This is a genomic window from Acinetobacter sp. 1125_18A (assembly GCF_052824985.1).
On record NZ_VTDG01000012.1, the window covers coordinates 75,163 to 99,057 of the forward strand.

General features: G+C 35.8%; 33 protein-coding genes. 26 read left to right on the top strand and 7 right to left on the bottom strand.

The features are described from left to right. Position 1 precedes the first annotated feature (1 nt). The 7 genes from FY049_RS17880 to FY049_RS17910 all read right to left on the bottom strand — a co-directional run bounded on the left by FY049_RS17880 (position 2) and on the right by FY049_RS17910 (position 5,358). On the bottom strand, positions 2-784 hold the full coding sequence (locus FY049_RS17880) for a hypothetical protein (protein ID WP_446084096.1): 783 nt from the start codon (positions 782-784) through the stop codon (positions 2-4). A 2-nt stretch (positions 785-786) separates the two neighbouring features. Further along, a complete protein-coding gene (locus tag FY049_RS17885) occupies positions 787-1,071 on the bottom strand; it encodes a hypothetical protein (protein WP_446084097.1) in 285 nt (94 codons plus the stop codon). Next, positions 1,071-1,538, bottom strand: a complete 468-nt coding sequence (locus FY049_RS17890) for a hypothetical protein (protein WP_446084098.1) — start codon at positions 1,536-1,538, stop codon at positions 1,071-1,073. The genes FY049_RS17885 and FY049_RS17890 overlap by 1 nt, the downstream gene beginning before the upstream one ends. A 350-nt stretch (positions 1,539-1,888) precedes the next feature. Next, positions 1,889-2,398, bottom strand: a complete 510-nt coding sequence (locus tag FY049_RS17895) for a hypothetical protein (RefSeq protein WP_446084099.1) — start codon at positions 2,396-2,398, stop codon at positions 1,889-1,891. A 48-nt stretch (positions 2,399-2,446) separates the two neighbouring features. Continuing rightward, positions 2,447-3,103: an HNH endonuclease gene (locus tag FY049_RS17900; RefSeq protein ID WP_446084100.1), complete on the bottom strand. Its 657-nt coding sequence runs from the start codon at positions 3,101-3,103 to the stop codon at positions 2,447-2,449. An 8-nt stretch (positions 3,104-3,111) separates the two neighbouring features. Continuing rightward, the gene (locus FY049_RS17905; protein ID WP_446084101.1) at positions 3,112-4,566 is read right to left on the bottom strand and encodes an AAA family ATPase; all 1,455 of its coding nucleotides are present in this window, start codon (positions 4,564-4,566) and stop codon (positions 3,112-3,114) included. A gap of 12 nt (positions 4,567-4,578) precedes the next feature. Next, complete coding sequence (locus FY049_RS17910) at positions 4,579-5,358, bottom strand: LexA family protein (RefSeq protein WP_446084102.1); 780 nt, start codon at positions 5,356-5,358, stop codon at positions 4,579-4,581. 1 nt (position 5,359) lies between these two features. On the opposite strand from FY049_RS17910, the gene FY049_RS17915 reads away from it, so the two are divergent. From FY049_RS17915 to FY049_RS18040, 26 genes are all read left to right on the top strand, one after another. Next, positions 5,360-5,608: a transcriptional regulator gene (locus tag FY049_RS17915; RefSeq protein ID WP_067666529.1), complete on the top strand. Its 249-nt coding sequence runs from the start codon at positions 5,360-5,362 to the stop codon at positions 5,606-5,608. Positions 5,609-5,629: 21 nt separating this feature from the next. Further along, entirely contained in the window at positions 5,630-6,088 is a 459-nt protein-coding gene (locus FY049_RS17920) for a phage regulatory CII family protein (protein WP_446084103.1), read from the top strand. Between the two features lie 167 nt (positions 6,089-6,255). Next, the gene (locus FY049_RS17925; RefSeq protein WP_446084104.1) at positions 6,256-6,501 is read left to right on the top strand and encodes a hypothetical protein; all 246 of its coding nucleotides are present in this window, start codon (positions 6,256-6,258) and stop codon (positions 6,499-6,501) included. Then, complete coding sequence (locus FY049_RS17930) at positions 6,498-6,794, top strand: hypothetical protein (RefSeq protein WP_446084105.1); 297 nt, start codon at positions 6,498-6,500, stop codon at positions 6,792-6,794. Before FY049_RS17925 ends, FY049_RS17930 begins: the two co-directional genes overlap by 4 nt. Next, on the top strand, positions 6,791-7,711 hold the full coding sequence (locus tag FY049_RS17935) for a helix-turn-helix domain-containing protein (RefSeq protein ID WP_446084106.1): 921 nt from the start codon (positions 6,791-6,793) through the stop codon (positions 7,709-7,711). Before FY049_RS17930 ends, FY049_RS17935 begins: the two co-directional genes overlap by 4 nt. After that, positions 7,712-8,125: a DUF559 domain-containing protein gene (locus FY049_RS17940; protein WP_446084107.1), complete on the top strand. Its 414-nt coding sequence runs from the start codon at positions 7,712-7,714 to the stop codon at positions 8,123-8,125. It abuts the gene before it with no gap. A 2-nt stretch (positions 8,126-8,127) separates the two neighbouring features. Further along, a complete protein-coding gene (locus tag FY049_RS17945) occupies positions 8,128-8,628 on the top strand; it encodes a hypothetical protein (protein ID WP_446084108.1) in 501 nt (166 codons plus the stop codon). Positions 8,629-8,661: 33 nt separating this feature from the next. Then, the gene (locus tag FY049_RS17950; protein ID WP_446084109.1) at positions 8,662-10,209 is read left to right on the top strand and encodes a hypothetical protein; all 1,548 of its coding nucleotides are present in this window, start codon (positions 8,662-8,664) and stop codon (positions 10,207-10,209) included. A gap of 76 nt (positions 10,210-10,285) precedes the next feature. Continuing rightward, entirely contained in the window at positions 10,286-10,933 is a 648-nt protein-coding gene (locus tag FY049_RS17955; RefSeq protein WP_446084110.1) for a DUF3223 domain-containing protein, read from the top strand. Between the two features lie 122 nt (positions 10,934-11,055). Beyond that, positions 11,056-11,703 (top strand): DUF6988 family protein, encoded by a 648-nt coding sequence (locus FY049_RS17960; RefSeq protein ID WP_446084111.1) that lies wholly within the window; start codon positions 11,056-11,058, stop codon positions 11,701-11,703. 103 nt (positions 11,704-11,806) lie between these two features. Then, complete coding sequence (locus FY049_RS17965; RefSeq protein WP_446084112.1) at positions 11,807-12,430, top strand: hypothetical protein; 624 nt, start codon at positions 11,807-11,809, stop codon at positions 12,428-12,430. 113 nt (positions 12,431-12,543) lie between these two features. Next, complete coding sequence (locus FY049_RS17970; RefSeq protein WP_446084126.1) at positions 12,544-13,071, top strand: hypothetical protein; 528 nt, start codon at positions 12,544-12,546, stop codon at positions 13,069-13,071. A 158-nt stretch (positions 13,072-13,229) separates the two neighbouring features. Beyond that, on the top strand, positions 13,230-13,997 hold the full coding sequence (locus FY049_RS17975; RefSeq protein WP_446084113.1) for a hypothetical protein: 768 nt from the start codon (positions 13,230-13,232) through the stop codon (positions 13,995-13,997). Positions 13,998-14,079: 82 nt separating this feature from the next. Continuing rightward, positions 14,080-14,514 carry a hypothetical protein gene (locus FY049_RS17980; RefSeq protein ID WP_446084114.1) on the top strand — a complete coding sequence of 145 codons (435 nt, stop codon included), beginning with the start codon at positions 14,080-14,082 and terminating at the stop codon, positions 14,512-14,514. Continuing rightward, entirely contained in the window at positions 14,483-15,124 is a 642-nt protein-coding gene (locus tag FY049_RS17985; protein WP_446084115.1) for a putative metallopeptidase, read from the top strand. Before FY049_RS17980 ends, FY049_RS17985 begins: the two co-directional genes overlap by 32 nt. 57 nt (positions 15,125-15,181) lie before the next feature. Then, positions 15,182-15,649 carry a DUF2280 domain-containing protein gene (locus FY049_RS17990; protein WP_446084116.1) on the top strand — a complete coding sequence of 156 codons (468 nt, stop codon included), beginning with the start codon at positions 15,182-15,184 and terminating at the stop codon, positions 15,647-15,649. Next, complete coding sequence (gene terL / locus FY049_RS17995; protein ID WP_446084117.1) at positions 15,650-17,188, top strand: phage terminase large subunit; 1,539 nt, start codon at positions 15,650-15,652, stop codon at positions 17,186-17,188. It abuts the gene before it with no gap. A gap of 1 nt (position 17,189) precedes the next feature. Next, the gene (locus FY049_RS18000; RefSeq protein ID WP_446084118.1) at positions 17,190-18,689 is read left to right on the top strand and encodes a phage portal protein family protein; all 1,500 of its coding nucleotides are present in this window, start codon (positions 17,190-17,192) and stop codon (positions 18,687-18,689) included. A 2-nt stretch (positions 18,690-18,691) separates the two neighbouring features. Further along, positions 18,692-19,954, top strand: a complete 1,263-nt coding sequence (locus FY049_RS18005) for a phage head morphogenesis protein (RefSeq protein ID WP_446084119.1) — start codon at positions 18,692-18,694, stop codon at positions 19,952-19,954. A 5-nt stretch (positions 19,955-19,959) separates the two neighbouring features. Next, complete coding sequence (locus FY049_RS18010) at positions 19,960-20,178, top strand: tape measure protein (RefSeq protein WP_446084120.1); 219 nt, start codon at positions 19,960-19,962, stop codon at positions 20,176-20,178. A gap of 57 nt (positions 20,179-20,235) precedes the next feature. Then, entirely contained in the window at positions 20,236-21,201 is a 966-nt protein-coding gene (locus FY049_RS18015; RefSeq protein ID WP_446084121.1) for a hypothetical protein, read from the top strand. A gap of 3 nt (positions 21,202-21,204) precedes the next feature. Continuing rightward, positions 21,205-21,582, top strand: a complete 378-nt coding sequence (locus tag FY049_RS18020; RefSeq protein WP_446084122.1) for a hypothetical protein — start codon at positions 21,205-21,207, stop codon at positions 21,580-21,582. Between the two features lie 12 nt (positions 21,583-21,594). Next, complete coding sequence (locus FY049_RS18025; protein WP_287840669.1) at positions 21,595-22,689, top strand: major capsid protein; 1,095 nt, start codon at positions 21,595-21,597, stop codon at positions 22,687-22,689. Further along, positions 22,682-23,017 (top strand): hypothetical protein, encoded by a 336-nt coding sequence (locus FY049_RS18030; protein ID WP_446084123.1) that lies wholly within the window; start codon positions 22,682-22,684, stop codon positions 23,015-23,017. Before FY049_RS18025 ends, FY049_RS18030 begins: the two co-directional genes overlap by 8 nt. Before the next feature lie 7 nt (positions 23,018-23,024). After that, a complete protein-coding gene (locus tag FY049_RS18035) occupies positions 23,025-23,474 on the top strand; it encodes a gp436 family protein (protein WP_335969815.1) in 450 nt (149 codons plus the stop codon). Position 23,475: 1 nt separating this feature from the next. Next, on the top strand, positions 23,476-23,895 hold a 420-nt coding region (locus tag FY049_RS18040; protein WP_446084124.1), incomplete at its 3' end, for a phage virion morphogenesis protein.

Genomic DNA, 23,895 nt, shown 5'->3' on the forward strand with positions numbered 1-23,895 from the left:
CTTAGTGCTGCATTTGATTTTGTTGTTGAACTTGGTTTATCGGTGGCGCTTCATTCCATCCCATTTGATCTGCTCGAGCACGGCAGGCTTTTGTTATACCTGACTCGTATTGAGTGCTTTTGAACGTAATAATTGCTTTATCAAGGGTTTGAGGATTTTTCGCATCTTTTATAGCTAGAAGTGCATCGTTATAACGCTGAGCTAATGGCTTTTGTTGTTGGCCACTAGCTTGATTATTTTGATTGCGATTCGGTTGTTGAGCCTGTCTTAAGTTTTGCTGATTATTTTGATTTTGAGTGGGCTGTTGTTTTTGCTCATTGTAATGTGCTGCAGCCATTTCTTGATATTTCCAATCATCCCAAATACCTGAGAAAATATCACCAGCAAAACCAATAAAACTAAGCGCCTTAACCATTGCATCTGTGACTGATTTTTTAGGGGCATCCTCGTCGTATATCATTTTGCCTGCATTGGTTTTATACATGGCCATTGTTCCGCCCATGTGTTCCACTGAACACTTTTTACCGTCTTGCATATACCAAACACGGACTGTCGCATAATGCATCATTGTTTCGGGATTACATTGCTGAAAACCTTGTTGAACTATTTCAATTCCCCAACCTTGGCCACAAGGACCAAAAGTTTCTGTAGCACGTTGAACTAACCAATAAGGTTGAGGTGATGAGCCTTTATAAGACTTACCAGTAATGGGTTTTACTTTGCTTGGATCGGTAATGCTTAAAGAATTCCAAAGATCCATGTTTGTATTATTTGAATTAGTCATTATTAAGCTCCAGTCCAACCCATGCGTTTTTTATACGCACGACGTTCATAAGAGGGAATATTTGAATTTTGAAGACCAATAGCCAATGCTTTGCGTTTTTGGAATTTGCGCTCACGTTCAGCTTCTTCTTGAACCCAAGATAAAGATCGAAGCTTTTCACCTAAAACTTCATCAATATCTTCTAGAGAAAGTAGCCAGCGCACATAGCCATGCTTAAGGTCTACAAGGGCAGTGCCTTTGAATTTTCCGAAGTAAATTACTTCTTGAGATTGAGTAGATGTATTCATTAGATTGCCTCCACTAATTTATTACGCTCGATATAACCGATAATTATCTGATTGATATTTCGGTGATCGTTGTAATCTGTGAAGTCGTTATATTCCTTGCCGTTAATGTCTTGGATCTCATCAATTGCCAAGTTGGTGATATCAATTGCAGTAAATTCAGAACCTGGTACACCATAGTTATCAGGATGAGATTCAAAATCGAAGCTAACTTTAAGTAAGAAGCTATCAAGTTTAACAACGGCCATGCCAGATGAATCAGATGTAATCTTTAAAGCTTGGATGCTATATGAAGAAGGGGCAGTGTTTGGAATAACTACTGCAGGTTTGTATTCAGTGGCTTTTTGATCATATGTAAGACCGATAACGCCTACTGTCAATAAACCACTAATTGCAGCTACTTTAATTAAGCTGGATGGCTGTACACGATGTGTAACAGCAGGGTTGATAGAATTTGGATTTGTGTTCATAATTATCTCACTCGCTTGAGTAAAAGCACATTTGATTAGAGGTCCGATGTGCTTTTTTGTTGTCTGTTACAATAAATACTACTTAAAGTAGAAATATTGTCAATACTTTGTAGAGATAATTGCTACTTTTAATTGTTTTTATTTTATAGTAGGCAATAGAAAACCCACCGTTGGGGTGGGCAGAATGGAGATTGTTATGAAATTAGAATCAATAATATTTATAGAAAATAGACTTCATGAGAAATCAACTCAGCTATATCTAGAAAATTTTCCATGTACAGAAGATGAGTTTTATGTACCAATGGGCGACTATACCAAACCAATTGGTTATCTAAAATTCAAACAAATATCTAAGAAATACTGCTTTGAATTATCCGAGCTAGTGTCCCTAGATTATCACAACCCAAATCCACAATTTTCGTTGTCAGGTGTTTTATACTCTCGGCAGAAAGCGATCGAAGTCCATTAAGCAATTTGTGCTTATCAGCAGGAGGTAAGTCAGCTGCCATGATTTTAGATTCTAATAATAGTTTAAGTTGATCAGCTTCAAATTTAACAGTCACCACACCCAATATGGCTGACAAGCCACCATCGTTAGCCATGAAATCTGCACCCTTTTGGGTTAGTCGAGTGAATCCAAGGGTAAACAAGTGACTTCCTGATCCACCCAATTCAAAACGCATATGAATGCTTTTGGGTTCAAGCAACTCATGAGACTGCAAATAGAATTGATTTGCATAAATCTTTCTGAGCTGCTCCTCGTTTGAGCTTTTAATTAGATCCGAAAAGTCATAAAGGGATGGGTAAACATCTGCCATATTGCTCATTAACTCTAGCTGCAGTTGCCTATCAAGCAGCATTTTCTCTCCACCCTATCTGTTCAAAAGAATTGCGTCGGGTTCGCAGTTTTAACAGTCGATATATTCTGATGGAAGTAATTTAGGAATAGAGCTTCTGAAATAAGCTTTTATCACTTCTGGTGTTAGATTTTGTGTACTGTCAATAAATGATGAAAATGAAATGAATAATGATCGATCTATATTTTCGGCATTTAATGATTTCATACTAAATCTAACTAAGTCACAATCATAAAAAACTTTTTTTCCTTTTTGTGTTTTTGGTATGTGAAATATTTGGCCTGTTGGCAACATCATAATTTCCATATGATCACTATATTTATCAAAATGTGGGTGAATTATTGAATATTTATCAGGTTTGAAAGGGTAGCTTTTGTAATGTATGTTTTCATCTAGAAATACGTGTTTATTGGATTTTGCCCCGTTACATTCTTTGCAACTCAGACTTAAATTGGATTCTTCAAAAAGAAAGGCAGGGAAAAGTGCCTTAGGGACTATATGCTCTACATCCCAAGTCATACCGTGACTCTCTTGTTTAAGCATTTTACAGTAACAACACCTATTTCCTTGTTCTGAAATATAATGATTTCTTAAATTAAGTCTTAATGGAGCAAGTTCATTAGCTTTTATATTCCAGAATGTATGGTCTACTAAATCATATGTCGCAATTAATGACAACTCTGTGGGAAGGTACGTATAAGTTTTCATATTAATGTCTATACCAATGCATTAATTTGATTGATTAAATGATATACAACATCATTATCTGGGAGTTCTTTCTTAGCATCATTTAGTAAATACAGATTATTATAATCTTCTGCTGTAAAATCGATACTTTGTGTTAGCTTAGTTAGTAGAGATAAACCGATACGAATGAGATATTCATTGTTGTAACCGGGGGCGTTAAAAATTTTAGCTAATTGGTAGTCTGCTGATTTTTTTGAGTATTCTTTTGACGAATAAGTAATGTTATTTTCTAGGTCAACTACAAAACCATTCTCTGAATTTAAACCAGATACTATCTGTGGAGAATGTGTAGCAATAATAAAATGGCATCCATAATTGTTGTAAAAAATTTCTTGAAATTTTAAAATAAATTCTGCTTGCCATTCAGGATGTAAACTAATTTCAGGTTCATCAACGCAAATTAGAGAATTATCTTCTATAGCACTAGAAATACTAAAAAATAAATTAAAAATTGACTTTTGCCCAGAACTCAAATTATCAAATTTAATTTCTTTAGAAGAATTTTCATTATAGAAACTAATGTTTGCAATTGTTAAAATGTTTTTATTGATTAGAGAAGATAAATTTTCTTTGTAAAAATATTTATTCTCAAAAAAAGAATACTCTTCAGTTAAGTATATTCTTTTATGACTGTTTTTATTTCTAATCATCTCAAAGATAAAAATAAATTCTGCTTTATTTAATATTAAATCTTTTTTAACTAGATCTATTAATATGAACATGAATTCTTGTTCAAATTTATTTAGAGATAAGAACTTAAACCTAAAATTTAACGAAGCCTCTTTATGTGATTCTATTTTGTTGTTAAAGATATTTGAAACTTCAAAAAGAATAGATTTTCTAGACTTAATACTATCTATTGAAGGATTTATGGTGTTGTAAAAATCAATTATATTTTTAGTGTCTTCTGAGTATGCTTTGAAGTTTTTTTCATTTTTCTTAAAAGTGGAAATAATATGATTTGGAAAATCTTTGCTGTATTGAACTCTTTTATTTATAAACAATGAGAAGGAAACAAAGATTTTAGGTTTGAAACCCAGATATTCAAAAGTTGTCATGATACTTTTTAAATTAATATCTTTTTTAGTAATTAAGTTTTTAAAATAAAAAAATTTGTCATCATTATTTGTTTGATTTTTTGATTTATATCCAAAGTACTCATATTTTTGAACGGAATTAATTGGTGGTTTTAAAGGGAATCTGTCATTATACATATTAGAAATAGCAATAATTTTATTTGGTGAGTCTTTACTTATTTCATTTTGTGAAAAAAAACTCTTAATAATAGTGTTGAGTAATCTACTTTTTCCTGCAGCATTTTTTCCTGTAATCACCGTAAACGTATGATTCGAATTTATAGTATTAACTTTTGTTAATGCAATTTTTTTTGAGTTGAATTTTATTTCATTAATTTGAAAATTCATTTTAATTTCCTTTCATACATCCCGATATAACCCAACGACTTTACCCACTAACTTACATCCTTCATTAAGTTCCATAATTTTCTCATGCCATTTAGGATTAAGCGGTTCAAGGTATTTGCCGTTAGGTTCTATAATCAATTTTTTAAAAGTTGCTTTGTTTTCACCTTCACAAGCAACAATTACTAAATCTCCCGTTTTTAAATCACTCACTTGAAAGTCAGGATTTACATAAATTTTATCGCCAGGGCGAAAGTCAGGGAGCATGGATTCGCCTGAAACTTCTAAACCATAGCCATGCTTGCCACATTTAGGATTTGGCGGTAGCCATTCTTCGAATTGTGTGCCGGCAGGGACAGCCTCGACAGTAGTCCATGACCCAGCTTGAACCCATGAAATTACTGGAACTAGTCTGCCAGCAACAGGAAACGGTGCTGAAACATTTGGCTCAATGCCAGTACCATGATCTAAATAGCTAATATCAACATTGAATTTGTCAGCAAGGATTTGCATTTTTTCTTCGCGTGGCTTTGCAATACCAAGCGTGTATCTACGAGCCATCTCATACGTGACTTCAATAGCATCTTTCAACTGATTAACAGTTGTAATAGGTGATCCATCCTTATCCATAAGGCTTTTTAGTCTTGAAGCAAATTCAAGATATTTTGCTGTCTGCACTTTGGATTTCTTTCCATTTTCTACCAATGGTAGAAGTTTACCTCGTATTTTTAGTTGCACCAATTCTATTTTAGGTAGTATATTGTCTTCTACTTTAAGTAGTTTTATTGAGTGCATTATGTCATCTCCAAAAGATGCTTTAGAAAAAGCGATAAAAATTGCTGGCAATAAATCAGCTTTAGCCCGTGGACTAGGCATTACACCTTGGGCTTTAAGTAAATGGAATTTCAATAAAATTCCTGAAGATCGCTGTTTGCCAATTGAGGAATTAACTAAATCAAAAGTTAAAGCGGAACAGTTGCGGCCAGATATAAATTGGGCGTTTATTCGTTCTACCCAAAATAGTAATAAACCCGCCATCCAATAAACACGTTCAAAAGGAACTGCCATGAACATATTGGATGCCGCATATCACACCGTCCGCCAATTTAAAGGCGGGGCAGCCGCACTCGCTGTCCGAATGGGCATGCGCAGCGTTGCAGTACTCAACAGCAAAGTAAATCAAAACACAGAGACTCATCACTTAACTCTTATGGAAGCTTCGGCAATCATGACAATTACTGAGGATTACCAAATTCTTCAAGCATTGTGTGCTGAACATGGAAAAGTCGCGATTAAGCTGCCTGACATTCCTGAATGCAGAGATACAGCTCTCACAGATCTAGTCTTGAGTATTGGTATGGGAGGTGGAGATGTGTGTGCATTATTTAAAGAAATGATGGCAGATGGGCGAATAACGAGTGGTGAAGCAGTTGATATGTCAAAAGTTATTCATTTACTTCACATCATATTGGCTGAATTAGATCAGAAGATTCATCTATGTGTAGATGAAAAAGAAAAAGCCTGAGGCTCATATCCCAGGCTTTCCTATATCCATAACGAGGTGGAATGAATATGAGTTCAAATTTAGCACAAATTTCATTCATTTTAAAGAAGAAGCCTGACGTATCAGATCAGGCTTCCCGTAATTCACCGCGTACCCAATACACCCTAAACGACTTTTCGGAGTATCGAATGGACATCAATCTAGCACAAGAAAAAGAGCCAGGCAAATACATGAATGGCGATGTGGTTGTGTATATGAATCACATCAAAATAAAAGACTTACAAACGGTAGAGGCGTATCAACCGAACAATCACTACTGGTTAGAAAGCGGTAAGTTGGTAAAGGAAGCTGATATACGTACAGCCACTTTGCCAGAGCTATTTCATAAACGCCGTTTAGATGAAATCGAGCAATCGATTGCGGAGGTTTCATGAATAGCCATTTTCAAATTAAACCTGAGCATAAGCAGACTCAGGAAATCCAATCATTTTATGAACCAACTTTGCTTATGTTGGACCACATTCATGACATCAAAAAAGGCAATTTAAGAATGCGTGGTTACAACGAAGATAATGCTGCTGTAACCAAGGAAGAATTGGCCCAAAAGATAGCTTATCGATTCAAGATCACGATTTGGTTATCACATCAGGTTATTACGAGCTTGATCAAAGCTGAACAGGTCATTTCATTTGGTGGGTACGTAAAGCCTAAGGTCGGTGAATTATGAGCCTTGATGCAACTGTATGGGCTTGGAAAACAACTGTAGATGGTGCTAGTCAAAAGCTAGTACTTCTATCACTTGCTGATCGAGCTGGAGATGACCATAAGTGCTTCCCAAGTTTAAAACGTTTAGAGAAAGATACCACGCTAAATCGCAAAACGATTATCAAAGTTTTAGACGAACTTGAGCTTAAAAAGTTGATTAAATTTACAGGTGAAATTAAAGGGAATGGCGTAAAAGTCTATCAATTAATTGGTGTCTTTGGACGTGAAGATAGTTCAGATACCAATACCAAAATGGGGACTAGTACCAAAAATGACACTGGTGTTGATTTAGGCACTGGTTCCAAAAACGGTACTAGTACCAATAATGGAACTGGAACCAGTACCGATATTGGTACCGAGACCAGTACCAATTTTGGGACACAGAACCTCCCAAGGAATCTCTCATTAGAATCTAAAAATAAAAAAGACTGGCTTTGTTTGAAAAAACTTCGTTCTGAATTAGATCAAGCCGATCCCACGGTAGTACCGAAATCGATTATCGAAGCAGTTTGGTTTGAACGTGAGAAAAAAGCATTCGAGCTTTTCAATGCTGGAAATAATCTTTGTGATGATCTCTTGATTTACCACTTCGCTGACACACTTTTGAAAAACCGTCACAAATACGACAGAGCTCAAAATGGCAAATCAAGCAATGAATCTGATTTAGTATTTTTCTCATCACCTCAACAGATTTACGTGTTTGCAAACAAACTTGCTCAACTTCCTGATGTCATAAATCAATTCAGTATGCCAGGTGAATCCTTCGAAAAACTAGCAAGCCGCATTGCTGCAAAACTCTCAGATCCAAATGAACTCCAAAACTGGAAATCACATCTGCAAGCAGTTGGATTTAAACCTAAGAGTAGAGGTGCTGCGTAAGTGGAAAGTATCTCAATCGCTGAATACCAAAAACTTTGCGGTGGTAGAACCAAGAAGAAATCTAACTCGAAGCGCAGTACTCGAGTTAAAACTCATCAAGGTGAAAGTATCGGTGAATCAACGTTGGCCAATCAATTAGGAGTTTTAAAAATCAACTTTGAACAGGAATATAAATTCCATCCTAAACGTAAGTGGCGTGCTGATTTTCACATTGTGGGCAAGAAGATATTGGTAGAAGTTGAAGGCGGTGTTTGGAGCGGTGGACGTCATACAAGGGGTAAGGGCTACATCAGTGACATGGAGAAATACAATGCTGCTGTGGTAATGGGTTTTCACGTATTACGGTTTAGTACAGAGCAAGTGAAGTCAGGTTTAGCGGTTCAACAGATAGAGACAATGGTGGGGGATTTATAACGATGGGTACGGTAGTTGCAACACAACATATTTTACAGGCAGTTGATTGGTCCCGTTTTGACTTAGAAGGCTGGTTATACCAGTTTGGTGCATGGTTATATACCAATACATCTCAATCAGGTAAAAGTGTAAATCCAATCGCTATAGCTATGGATAATGCTGTAAAGGTAAAAAAATATAAAAAGTTAAGTGCAGAGCAAAAATTAAAGATCATTGCTGGTTACATGTTAGATGATTTTGAACACCCAAAGCCTCGAAAAACACGCCTTACTTGCGAAATTAATGATAATGAAGCAAGAGCCGTGCAACGTTTAATTTTAGATCTACAAGGGCAATCTGAAATATTGGATGATTGGATGGATGCTATCATCAGTCGTTACTTTTATGGTAGTTCATGGCCTGAAATGGTTACACCTGAGCGTACCCAAAATGATGCACGGTCTGATGTGAAATGTGGATTAGCAGCTTTGCATTGTCGTTATGGGTTTATAGGTTATAATTAATCAATTTCATATAGTTAATTAAAGAATATTAAAATGGATGCTAGTGGTTTATTTACTGTGTTAGGAATTTTTATTGCAATTATTACTTTGATTTCTGAAGAAAGGAGAGAAGATTTTTTCTTAAGGGCTTCATTTAACTATTGGCTTTTTTTTATAATTTTGAATCTTATAGCATTAAGTTTAATTTATTCAAGTGTGATAATTTCTGTTTTAAAGATTGAACCACTTGAATATTTGTGGGGATTTGATGAAAAAACTGCAGTTTTGACATGTGTGATTTTAATGGGATTTCTTTTTAATTATAAATTATTTGGAAAAAAATTACCCTCTAATCAGTATGGAAGCTGGGTCAATATTTCATATAATTTATTAAGAGTAAAAAAATATCATGTTTTGAGTTATCTGCTGCAAAAATATCTTGATCAATTTCTAATTATAATAAATAAGAAGACAAATTATGAAAAGTTTATTAGTATTATTTATAATCATTCAAAACTTAGTATTCATGAAAGATTACAGTGCCCACCAATACAGGTCAGCAAGGGGCGTGAGTTAAAGTTTTTTATATTGAGTAAGATTTATACTATTTTGCCAAAGGAAATTGGGTATAAATCAATAATATATAAATCAATTGAAAGATTGCTAAAATCATTAAGTTTCTTAGATTATTTGAGTGAAACTCATCCAACCATTCCAGTTAAATTAACCTCAAGCCCATCTTTTTTGCAATTAGACGAGTTTACAGATAATTTCTTTAAGGGGCTTATCGCTAATAAAAATAGTCAGTTATATCGTGAGCTTAAAGATAATCAACATTTTTTATATTCTACTGGCTATCGTATAGAACCTGAAAACTTTATTCTGGATTATTATTTTTCAGATCCTGAGAATGCAATAAGATCTAATATATGGAAACCAGTTGGTGATTATATATGTGATTTTATTAAGCAACAGAAAGGTAAAGATAGTTTTTATAATAATTATTGCGATTCTTACATTTATACCGATGAACCATGGAAGTGCCCAATTTTTGTTGGAATTCAATTTTTTGATGTAATGGTGAAAAGTGCCATTTACAAAAAAAAAGATGACCATATGTCGCTGATGTATTATGAATACTTTCTTGATGAAATTTTAAAAAATATTGATAGAACTGAAAACTGTGAGATTTGGCAAGAATTTCCATTGAAATTTGATTATCTAATCTACAAGATGATATCTAATTGTTCTGACTGGGTTTTAGCCTCTGAGTATCTATATCACAGTAATTTAAACATAATTCCTTTAGAAGAGGCAAGTTATAGTTTAGGTACTTTGATAAGGAAAATTCTAAAATCAAATCAAATAGATGAACGTCAAAAGATTTATTATTTAGAAATAATGTTAAAAACGATGCAATCTTTGGATGATAAACAACACAGTCGTCTATCACAACAAATTTTCCAAACTCTAATAAGGAAATTTAGAGATGATTCTCCTGATGTTGATATAACTTGGCTAAGAAATATTTATTCTCAAGTTGATCATGTTTTAAGATTGTCTACATCTACATTCGATAAAGAAATAAAAAAAGCGCCGTAATAAGCATTTATTAATCACTACTTTCCTAATTGAAGGAAATATGCTAAAAAATATTAGCTTCAAATTGGTAAGAAAAATGGCTAAAACTAATAAATGGTGGTTAGAACGTAGTTATAAGACTAAAAAATCTTTAACAGATGAAATACGAAAAATTATCAATCAGATAGATGATGATTACTTTATTACTGATGAAGAAGATTTAGAGCTACTTACATGGGTTCTTTCACATCATCATGATTATTTAAGTAAAATTGATGGTTCTACAAACTTCAAAATTAAAGTAAGACGTTCTTTGGCTAATAGTGGTAATAAAGAGTTATTAATCATAAGAGATGATGGAACCGAGGTAGATATCAGCTGGACTAAAGCTCTTAATCCTCAGGGTTCGTCTACTCACAAGGAGGATTTGAGAAATGCAGCTGTACAAGCAATTAATTATCAAGTGCTTCAATTCAAAGATAAAAACACAGACACTATTTGTTGTCTTTGTAAAATGCAAATAGAAGAAAAAATAGAAGCTTGTCATTACGAACCTAGACTTGATGAATTATTAACTCAATTTTTTGGTGATAAAGATGAAATGGAAAAAATTGAAATTAAAGATGGAAGCTATGCATCAAGATACTTTGATCCTGAACTAAGTGAAAGATGGACTACTTTTCACGCCAATCATGCAACGCTTAAACCCGCCCATAAAAAGTGTATTCGACAACGTAAAAGGTAATTAATAGAAATTTTATTGATATCAGTTCCATTTCGTATAATTTTTAATTCATTTTATAAAGTTTACAAAAAAACATAAAAGCTTGTAATTTTTTGAACTTTTCTTCAATTAAGTAGTCAGTTATGTATAGCCAAGAAAATATAGAACATTTGCTAAATAGATCACATCAACTTGAAATTGAACTTATATCACCGTCAATTGATCTTGATTTGTATGACGATTCACAAAGACTATTAGCTGTAGGAAGCCTAGCAATGCTATCTGTAGAACATTCAGCAGGCGTGCAATACTTATTTAAAACGATATGTACTGCTTCTGCTTTTGCTTTATATCGATTGCAATATGAAGCTTTAGTTAAAGGTTTATGGGTATTGTTTGTAGCGAAAGATGAGGATATTGATTCGATAGTAGGTGAATTGGAAGAAGCAAGAATTACTAAAAATAAAAAAGTCTTTCCGCCTCTATCAAAAATGCTCGAGCAACTTTTATCTTTTAATACGCCTACACATAGCCAAATATTATCTTTGGTTGAGTTGAAGAATTATTCTTGGGATGCCATGAATTCGTTTGTGCATTCGGGTTTGCATGCTGTTCGAAGAAGCATAACTGGTTATCCAGCAGAATTAATCTATACCGTTATTTTACAATCAAATAATTTATTAAGTATTTCCGCTTATCTAATAGCAATTATAAAAGGTAGTTCAAAATCAACCAAAGTAATTTTAAAAGCTCAACAAGACTATAAGGATTGTTTCCAATTGATAACTTGACCCTGTACAGGGAATATGGCATATTTCTGTTATAGTGGTCGAAGTTATGGTAATCCACTAGATAAACCTCGCATTGCGGGGTTTTGTTTTGAGTAAAAGAATAATGAACGATTTACTAGCTGCTACTGCAACTATTCAGGGTGCGCAAATACAAGCTAATTATGCTTTATGGGCAGCAGTTATAAGCTCATTGGGCGTTCTTTTATCAATTTTTGTAGCAGCAAAATTTACTTTAAATGCACATAAGGCTGATAAACTTGCTGAAGCAAAGAGGGATATATATGTTGAGCTTGTAGCTTCGTGGCAGGACTTCTTATTGAATATAAACTCTTTTGTGAATTTAGATGATGAATCTTTCTTTAAAAATCATCAAAAGTCACTTAATGTTTTGATTGAATCGCTCCATAAATCGAGCTTTATTTCAGATCCAGAAACAAGAGAAATTGTCTTGGATTTTACAATGGAACTAATTGAGTCACTTTTTCTCATTAATAAATCTATTGAAGAGTGGTATGGTCCTCACAGTAATCAAGAAAGAAAATTACAAATTCAATTCTATATTATTGATCAAATTAACGAACGAGCTCTTAAAGCTTTAAATCTATTGGAAATACTTCGTAAAGAAATGGGCTTGAAAAATAATGATAAAATTAATAAAAGAATTCTTGAAAAACAAAACCAATTTGCAGAACGAATAAAAGCAAGACTTAGAGAAATGTATAATTAATCTATAAATTATAAAGGATGCTTAGGCGTCTTTTTTATGTGCTATTTAAAATTTTGTTATATTTAATTGCCTAATTTTGTTATCTTTACATTTTAATAATGAATATTAAAGATATGAAAAAATCTAATATTGGGTGGGTTTTTGCAGGGGTTGTTGGTTTAGGGGCTTTGGTCGCAAGTAATGATAAAGATAATAATAGTGCTACTGAGCAAGCAACCGAACAAGAAAGTAAAAAAACAGTAATTGAGGAACGATATGTAAACACCGCAACACTAAATGTTCGGGATAAGCCCAATGGTAAAATCTTAGGTAAAAAAGAACGTGGTGACTCAGTTTCCATCTATGAAATTAAAAATGGGTGGTCAAGGATTATTGATAACGGCTCTGATCCACAGTGGGTTTCAATTAAATCACTTTGCAAAGGTGCGGGGTGTTATGAAGTAAAAACTGAAACCAAGCCTCAATATTTTGCACAACAAGAAACTCGAAATACAAGACAGGCTGTTTCAAAAAGTCATAGCTCTAGTAATAAATCATACAGTAGTGATTGCTCTTGTGCTGTCGTAGCTTATTGTGTCGGTCCACGTGGTGGCCATTACTGCATCACAAGTGGTGGAAACAAAAGATATTTACCAAGATAAATGTAGTTTAGCAGAACGGATTACAGCACAAAGAACCCCGCTCAATTCTAGATATTGGCGGGGTTTTATTCTTTATTTAAGAGGCAAGTTTTTTAGCAATATTTTTTAATATATTATGATATTATTTTTTTGATATTTATTTTTTACTTAGAAAAAAGATGAAGTTTGGAATATGTAAATTATGTGATGAAGAGAAAGAATTAAAAAATTCTCATGTAATTGGAAGAGCTGTTTTTAGAAAAGCCTTAAAGGGATCTAAATATACTTTAAGATTTGATCCAAACTTCAAAAAAGTGGTTAAAGATCAAGATCAATGGGCTTCATATATGCTTTGTGGAGAGTGTGAGCATAAATTAAACTCTAGATATGAAACATATGCATTGGATGCATTAAGGAATAGAATTAAAACAGTCAAACATAAAGAAAAAAATGAGTATTTTGAGATACAAGGTATTGATCAGACAAAATTAAATCTATATTTGCTATCAATTTTATGGAGAGGTATTGAGTCAAATCATGAAGTCTTTGAAAAACTCAATATCTTTAACATTACTCCAATGGTCAAAAAATTATTAAAAGACTGTATTAATGATGAACGTATATATAGATCTGAATGTTTTAACATTAGGATATCCAAATTAGTTAATTCTATTGAAACTCTTAAAATTAAAGAAATTGATTTTATAACTGGTTTTTCCTGCAACATAGATGAAAAAGGTCGTATAAGGTTCTTAACAATATTTGAAGGTTATAGTTTTGAATTTTTTTTCCTTACAGATATTTCTCAAATCGTTACAGGTTTAGGTGTACTTAAGAAAAATAAGCGCATTCTTAAAATGCCATATATTGATGTTTTTTCAATTCCTGAATTTAGAAAAAGCCTTTTAAAAATGCTTGATTCACAAAAAAATGAAAAAGCTTCATAAGCAGAGTGAGATTTGAATATCCATACCTCTTTTAATAATTTAATGCATAAATGCACTTGATCTATTTAATTGCGGGCTATTAATGGAAATTAACCAATACACCAAGCTAACAAAAAAAAAGCCTAATAAAACAAAACCAAGAACAAGACCACTGCCTAAGGCGAAACAGAATTATTTAGAAGCTGATGAAACTTTACATCAAGAACTTAGCGATTTATTAATTGGGTATGAACGTAAATTTCAACCAATCCACACTAAAAATTGGCGATTCGATTTTCATATCGTGAAGTTAAGACTTCTTATTGAAATTGAGGGAGGCTCATGGTCTGGTGGGCGAAGTGGGAAGTTAGCCAATAAAGCTTGGAGTGTTGATCGCTATGATAAAACTGAAGAGCTAGGTTATAAAATTGAACGATTTCACCCAGATCAGATCCTTTCAGGATATGTAATCAATTGGATTCAAGGGCAGTTAGAGAGATTAGAAAATGGAACAGATCAGACCGTTTCCACCGACTGATTTTATTGATAAAGCCGAGGAAGAAGAAGCGATTCGCTTGGCACCCGCCGTGGATCTAAAAGAATGGGTGATGACAAATTATTTGACTTTAGGCGGTGCACTCCATAATCCCGACCATGACCACATAGCAGAACTACTTCATGATGATGAAACATTCTTAGCATTCGCTTGGGCTTCATCTGCCGCCGTTGCTAAAAAACGGATGGTGTTAGGCCAGTGTGAAAAAGTAATGTTTAACCAGGGCGGATGGAGAAAAGCAAGACAAGAACAGCAAATGAGAGATTGGTTTGGGTTTGTACCTATATATCTCATTACGGTTGATGCAAGCTTTTGTGAGCGTGCAAACGATCGTGAATTTTGCGCTTTGATTGAGCATGAGCTATATCACATCGGTGTTGAGCGTGACGAGGATGGGGAAATACTCTATAGCGATCATACAGGCTTACCAAAACATTATTTAGCTGGCCATGATGTAGAGGAATTTATCGGGGTGGTCAAACGCTGGGGAGCAAGCGAAAACGTCAAGCGAATGATTGAGGTCGCTAAGAACCCGCCATTTGTTTCAGATTTGGAAATAACGAAATGCTGCGGAACATGTCTAATTAATTGAGCGTTGAGGCTCTTTTTTTATCAATTTAGGTTGACGTAGGTTGACAGGATTAAAGTTATGGCGGCTCTAAAAAAAGAGATAAAACTCTTTATAGTTCGCTCACTTGCCGTATTTAACACACCAACTGAAACAGTAGAGCTCGTCAACCAAGAATATGGGGTAGCTGTTACTAAACAGCAATGTGAAAAATACGACCCAACAAAACGGGCTGGCGAGAATCTGAGTGAAGAACTTAAGAAAGATTTCGAAAAGACTCGCGAAATGTTTTTAGGTAAACCTGAAAGTATTCCTATCGCAAATTTAGCTGTGCGACTTCAACGATTAGAGAATCAATATCAGAAGCACTCAAAGAATCGAGTAGCTGCTTTAAATATTCTTAAACAAGCTGCAGAAGATATGGGTGGTAAATATACCAATCGTCAAGAAATCACTGGCAAGGGAGGTGAACCGCTGCAAACCTCTTTAGTGCAAGCTACCCAAGAACAAGTAAATGAAGCGGTTAGGAGGGCACAAGAGGAGTACTAAATGAATCTGCAAACACATGTAGAAAAGACTTTGTGCGAGCAAGAGCATTTGTATTTCACACGCCGTTTTTTCAAACCAAGAATGGGGTTTAAATTCATTGTGAATTGGCACCATGAATATGTTGCTTGGCTTATAGATGAGGTAGTTAAGGGTAACATTGCAAACCTTGTGATTAACGTTCCTCCAGGTGCTGGTAAAACCGAATTAACTACAAATCTAATTGCACGTGGTATTGGTTTAAATCCACGCTCAAGGTTTTTGTATTTATCTTATTCTCAGTCGCTGGTGGAGGATGTGTCATCCACAGCTCGAAACATAGTGAAATCAGATGATTTCCAGCAAATGTGGAAGACAAATATATCGACAAGCACAGATGCTAAGGCAAGTTGGAAAACCACTGTAGACGGTTATGAAGCGGGACATATTTATGCTGCTTCAATGGGTGGTCAGGTAACAGGTCGCCGTGCTGGGACCTTAGCTGATGATGGTTTTACTGGCTGCATCATTCTAGATGATCCGTTAAAGCCTGAAGACGCATTTAGTAAGCCTGCAAGAGATAAGGCTAATCGAAAAATTCTTAACACCGTCAATTCACGAAAAGCAAAGTCAGGTACTCCAATCATCATGATCATGCAGCGTCTTCATTCAGAAGACCCTACAAATTTCGTTATGTCTGGAAATGTACCAGGGGATTGGGCTCAAGTTTCAATTCCCGCTTTGATTGATGATGAATACATTCAGTCACTGCCTAACCATATTCAAATGCTTGTGCCTAGAAATGTTGAAAGGGATGAAAAGGGCCGACAAAGTTATTGGCCACAAAAAGAATCATTAAATTCCTTACTGCAACTTGAGAAAGGTGGCAAGGATAAAGATGGTGCAATCGTTTCTAGATATACATTTGGCAGTCAATACCAGCAACAACCTAAGAAATTAGGCGGTGATTTAATTAAAGCTGAATGGTTCGGTTATTACAAAGAATTACCACCGTTACAGTGGCGCGCAATCTATGTCGATACAGCTCAAAAAACTAAAGAGCATAACGACTATACCGTCTTTCTACTGGTTGGGCTTGGCATTGACGGGAAGCTCTATTTGATAGATCTTTTACGTGGTAAATGGGAAGCCCCTGAAATGAACCGTCAGGCGCAGAAGTTTATCGATAAACACAAAGATTATACCTATGAGTTAAGACCAATCCGCTGGATGAAGGTCGAAGATAAAGCCCATGGAACTCAACTTATTCAAAATCTAGGCACTTATTCAGGTGTTCCAGTATTACCTGTGCAGCGCGGTACGGATAAATTGACTCGCTTTATGGATATTCAGGTACCACTTGAACATGACTATGCAAATAAACCACAAGACCGATTCGTAATGCTACCAATGAACGCTAAATGGATCGCTGATTTCACCGAAGAGTGTGAGGCATTCAATGCTGCGATGACTCACGATCATGATGACCAAGTTGATACCTTAATCGATGCAGTCGAAGAGGCAACGGTCATGCTGAATTATCAACCTCCAATGGCAGGCTAAAATGGCTAAGAAAAGTAAGAAAAAGGTAGTAGATAGCTCTCTATCTGTTGGTGGGCATTTATACACTCAACAAGCGGAAACAGCATTTTTAAACTTCTTAACACGTATGCCAGATGTTGATGAAGTTCTAAGAAAGGCTGGCGTATCACGTCATCGCTTATCTGTGTTGATGTACGATGATGAAATTTATCAGTGTGTCGAAAAGCGTCAGGATAAACTTGAGAGTTCGCCGTTTAGACTAGACCCTGAAAGCGGTATAAAAGACGGTATTCAAACCAAAATTCTGATTCAACAATTGACCAGATGGTGGTCTGAGTTAGTGTTAGGCACTCAGAATGCGCGGTGGTACGGTTTTTCAGTAATTGAAGCCGTATATGACAAGGATATGCTACATGTTGAAGGTGATGTGATTACGCCTTTCGTTGGATGGAAATGGATAGGCGTAAAACCTATGCAATGGTTTGAACCTAAAAACGATGGGCGATTAATGTTATTGCAAAATTACAATAATCAAAATCGAGATATAGAGTGTGATCAGCAACTCAAACATTTTTTAACTCAATGTAAGCCTACTTATGAGAATCCTTTAGGTGAGGCACTTTTCAGTCGTTTGTACTGGTTGTGGTTTTTTAAAAATGGAACGACTAAGTTTTGGGCTAAATTTGTTGAGCGCTTTGGTAATCCATTGCTATTGGGTAAATCAGCACAAGTCAAAGAAATGATGTCAGCATTATTAAATGCTCATGCAAGCTCTGTTTTATCGATAAACAACAATGAATCAGTTGAGTTACTTTCATCTGCTTCAAGTGGTAATGGGGGATCTGCAGCATTTGAATCATTTGATAAGAAAGTTGAAAGAAGTATTCAAAAAGTAGTATTGGGGCAAACTCTTACGAGTGGTACAGATGGTGCAGGATCTAGAGCACTAGGAGAGGTCCACTTAGAAGTCCAAAACAATAAAGTCAATGCTGACATTCGAATGATTACATCGACGATTCAAGCAATCATAGATGCACTATGTGCATTGAATGGATGGGAACGTCATACAGTAGTAATTGGTGATGAAAAATCATTAAAAGCAGATCAAGCTGAGCGTGATGTAAAACTTAAAAATGCTGGTGCAAATTTAACGAATCAGTATTTCCAACGTGAATATGATCTGATTGACGGTGATGTGGCTGTTGCAAGTGAAACCAACACTTTGCCTACTCCTCAATTCCATACACTCCCTAAAACTTCATTCAATTTTAAAGCTCATAGTCAAAACTTAAAGCCTGAACAGATTGAACTTGAAGAGGTTGCTAATAATCAGCCTAAGATTCTGTTATCTGAATCAGAACTTGAAGTAATCGTATCTGAATCAGTGGACACAAGCGATTTGGTGTCTAAGTTATATTCAGCAACTAAGGGTGCATCAGTGGATGATTTTGAACTAACAATGTCTAGAGCCTTGTTTATGTCTGATGTGATGGGATATGTACATGCTAGACAAGGAAAATAGACATGACTGATTATGTAGAAGCCTTGAAATATGCGCGTAGTCGCAATGTCGTTTTACCTGAAGAGTTTTACTTGCTTGATCTTAAAACAAGGCATTACTCCGCTACAGTAAGTCGATTGGCCTCTATCGATCAAATCAAGACTGTTTTGGAGCTGGTAAATAAATCAACTGAAGATGGTTCAACTTTTGATGAGTTTAAGAAACTTATAGCTAAGGAGGGCATTGAACTCTCAGATCATCATCTAGTAAATATCTATCGTACTAACATGCAGATGGCTTACGCACATGGAAGATGGACACAGCAACAGGCTAACAAGGAATCACGCCCATATTTAATGTATGTTGCGATTAATGATAGCCGGGTAAGACCAACTCACCTTAAGTTAAACAACATCATTAGGCACATAGATGATCCATTTTGGACGTTGTATTACCCGCCGTGGGATTTTATGTGTCGTTGCCATGTGATTGCTTTAACTAAGAAGCAAGCAGAGAAATACGGCATTACTTCTGATGAAGATCTACCAGAGGTTGCACGTAATTTAGGTTGGAGTTTTAACCCTGCGACTTGGGGCTCGAATATAAATGAAGTACTTGATCAAAAAATAGCAGACAATCTTTTAGATCTACCATACTCATCTGAAATTCTTGATATTAAGAATACTGCTTTGCTTGAGCAAGATGTTGAAAAGGCAATCGTTGATGCTTTTAAACCACTTGAGCAATCAAACCGAAAAATCTTAGATGATTTTTTAGATACTGTGATTGATAGCGGCAAAGATATAGCACCGTCAGCCCCGCGCTTTGTTGTAGAGCTTGCAGCTGAAGATGAGAGTCTGACCGAACTTTTGAAAGATGCTGTAACCAAGAAAGGTATTGATAGAAAATCAAAGTCTATTTGGGATTGGATGAATGATTCATTTCAATCAATGCTTGGATTTGCAAAGAACCTTAAAAATAAGCTCACTGGAAACAATATTAAAGGTTTTGATTCATTCAACTTGGAAAAGGGAAATGTGATTGGTATTAAAACGCCTACATTGTTTAAAACAGCTGAGAATGCAGGTAAAACAATCACAATTTTAGATATGAAAGGACATGCGATTGATTTATCAAAAATTCAAGGATTAGATGGTGCATTATTGGCACCTGATCTGAATCTTAAAGTTATTGTGGTAAATAGTGAGTCAGTAGTTTTACAGCGTACAAATGAGGTTGCAGAGCGATTATTTGTGGCTAATAATAAATTATATTCATTAGGGTAAGCAAAATGGAAAAACAATTGGCTTTAGAGGCTCTTAAATTGTATACACAAAGCAAACAGTCAATTAATGCTGAAGATTGGAATATTATTTGTGAATTTGCCCCTCAAATTTCTGAAATTATTGCCAAAGCAATTGGTTTAAATAGAAGTGAAGTGAGATCTCTGATTTTTCAAAATGGAAGTGTAGAAATCGCTGAGATAGAAAACAGAGTTATAAATAGTTAATCAATATTCAAATATTTAACAACCACCTTCGGGTGGTTTTTTAATGGAGCATTATAAATGCCAGAAGGAAAACAGATTGAACAAAAGGTCCTGCAATTCAAAGCAAATCCTTTTGAAATTAGTGTAAAGACTGAAACCAGTGACTTACGAAAATTCAATGGTATTGCATACAGTGGAGAGCCTATTCAAGGGCACTATTACTGGGGTGATGTGATCTTTGATCTTGAATCTATGCAGATTGATACGCCATTGGCTGTGCTTTTAGATCACGATACTGGACGCCGTGTCGGAGTGGTTAATCAATTTACTAAAGATAACGCCACAGGTTTGAAAGTTAACGGTGATCTACTTACAAATCAATACGGCCAACAAGTAGCAAGTGATAGTGATGAGGGCTTCCCTTGGCAAATGTCGGTTTACATCGATCCAGCATCAATTGAAGAGGTTGAACGGGGTCAAGTTGTAGTAAATGGGCGCACTTTAAATGCTCCAATCACAATCTTCCGTGGTGGACGTATTCGCGAAGTTTCTTTCTGTGCTTTAGGTGCAGATGACAACACTTCCGCTGTAGCAGCAAGCCACCAATCAAAACTTAATCAATTTCAACAAGAGGACACCAACGTGAGCGAACTCGAACAAGAGAAAGCTGCTCGTCTTAAAGCAGAGCAAGAACGTGATCAAGCACAAACTGAACTTAAAAAGTTTAAAGCTGAAAAACGTACTGAAGACATTGCAGCACTTCAAACTGAATTAAACACTCAATTCAGTGCTGATGACACTAAGTCCTATACAGATATGGATGATGTTGCTTTTAGTTTTATGGCTAAACAACTTCGTCAGTTCTCATCAAAACAACCACCGGCAGGACAACAGCAGCAACCTATTCCTGCAGTTAATCCAGCATTGCAACACTTATTCAATCACCAAGCGACTGGTGGTCAAGGTGGTGCACCTAATCAAGATCAACCTCACAAGTTTACTTCTGGTGCGCAAGCATTCGCTGGCCAGAATAAAGGGGCTTAATAAATGAGCAATAAAACCTACTTAGCAAACGTGAGCCGTGAATCACGCCCATTCAATCTAGATGTTGAAAAACTTCGTCGTGCAAATGCCAAGGTGACTACTGCAACGGCTTACAAAGCTGGGGATCTGTTAATTTTATCTGATAGCAATGTTGTCACTCATGCAACAGATGAAAAAACTTGGAATGTTGTATGCGGCCAAGATGTAACTACTCAACAAGCCACCCAAATGGCAGCTGATGGAATTGAAATCCCAATTTATTTTGGTGGTGTATTCAGTATCGAAGCTGTGCGAATTGCTGGGGAATATTTAGAGCCATCTAAATATGATGCGGCACGAGCAAAAGCAACTCTAAACCTAATCGAATTTTCAAAAGTATAAGGATTTTAAATAATGCCTCAGTCTTTTACAGTCAATGGCGCACCACTTGAATTACTTGATGTGGGTGAGCTTGCAATTATTCACACAAACTATAAGCCAATGGATACTTGGCTGTTAGATAAGCTGTTCCCAAATCGCCCATCATTTGACCGTGATGAGGTCCCACTTGCAGAAATCAATACAGTGCATGATCTTGCACCCTTAGTATCACCACATCAACCTGGTAAGCCTTTTGATACTAAACGTGCAGCAAAAGTCGAATTTGTTCAACCAGCGTATTACAAACCAAAAAACATGGTGACGCCTGCAACCTCATTTGATGAAGCCTTAATGGAGCGTTTACGTAGCGCAGGGATCATCTCTACAGGAAGTCAGCAATTATCTGATCAGGAAAAAATGGTCATTGCTCAAATTGCAGTTATGAAGCGAAATCATGATGCAATTGATAACTCTGTTTTATTAATGGCAACGGAATTATTACTCAAAGGGAAGTATTTACTTCAATCTGATGACTATGAATACAACATGGTTGATTATGAACGTGATGCGTCCCTAAACTTTACACCATTAATTCCATGGAATCAGGCAGGTGCTAAACCTGTAACTGATATCGAAGCTATTGAAAAGCTTCTGCTTGATGCAAATGGAGGTGCTTCTAAACTCTACCTAATGTCAGGAAAGGTTTGGGCAGCTTTATCAAATAATGAGGAATTCAAAGAACGTTTTGTGAAACCTTATGCTGGTATTGCCGTACCCTATAAGCCAAGTTTGAATGTTCAAGAAGGTGCCTCATTTAAAGGCTATTTGGATGAAAAAGAATTGTGGGTTTATGATGCCACTTACCGTTTAAAAAATGGTTTAAAACGCTTCATCCCTGATGATTATTTTGGTGCTATCTCCGATACCCAAGGCTCAATTGCACAATGTAAAATTAAAAACATGTTAGCAAATGGAGCAGTGGCTAAATACTTTGATCGTCAGTGGTATAACGAAGATCCAAGCGGAATTTTCTTGATGACTGAATCAGCACCTCTTGCAGTGCCATCAAACAAAAATGGGGTATGTGGTGGTACCGGCTTTATTACTCAAGGAGGCACAAATGCCTAAATACATTGCAAAACAATCCATTGGTCACTTTCGACCGGGTGATGAAATTAAAGGGCTTGAAGCTAAACAACTTCAGGCCCTTTTAGCATCTGGGGCTATTGAAGAAGAGCAAGCCTTTGAACAGCCTAAAGAGAATAGCTATGCATCTCAAATGGCTATTCTTGCTGCAGAAAATGCAGAGTTGAAAGCAAATGAACTTTCGCTTTCAGAAGCTAAAAATAAAGCAGAAGCTGAAGTTGCTGAGTTAAAAGCTAAAGTTGCCGAGTTTGAAAAATCTCAACCTGCAGATAACAAACCTGCTGCGAAGCCAAAGGAATCAGCTAAATAGGTGATATATGTCTGAGTATGCAAGTCGTGAAGATCTCGTCTTGCGCTTTGGTGAGTTAGAGATCAGTAGATTAGAAAAAGCTTTAACAACTAATGAGTCTGTTAAATCAGCAATTCAAGATGCTTCAAATATTGCCGACGGATATATTGGTTTGAAGTATCCAATCCCTTTACCTGAAGTTCCTGAAAATCTCAAAATTTATATCTGTGATATTGCTAGGTACTTGCTTTGGAAGACGAAGGCAAGTGAAGAAGTGCGTCAACGCTATGAAGATGCAATTTCATTTCTAGAGAGAGTATCTGTAGGACGGGGGATTCTGACGATCAAAATCATCAATGAATCTGGTAAAGAAGAGACGGCTATTGCAGATACATCACCGAAAACTATGCCAATTGGTACAACGTATAAAGGGGGTGTTTTCTCAGACAGCATTTTAGATAACATGCCGAGTATTTGATATGACTGACTTTATACAGATGCATGGTCAAAATAAGTTGCAGGAGTTTATGCGGCGAGTTGTTGATCGTGTAGAGGATCCATCGGAACTTTGGCAGGATATCTCAGATATTCTCGAATTTAATGTGCAACAAAGAATTCGCACAGGAATTGGCACTGATGATAAGCCTTGGAAAAAGTCATGGCGAGCTAAAATCCAAGGTGGGCAAACTCTACGAGATACTGGCCGATTGCATAATTCAATCATTGCAAAGGTTCAAGGTAATACGATTAGTGTTGGTACAAATGTTAAATATGCACCTATCTTGCATTTTGGGGGCACGATTAAACCAAAATCAGGTAAGTATTTAACATTCAAAACACCAACAGGTGGTTGGGTAAAGGTTAAGGCCGTGTATATCCCACCTCGTCCATTTATGGGA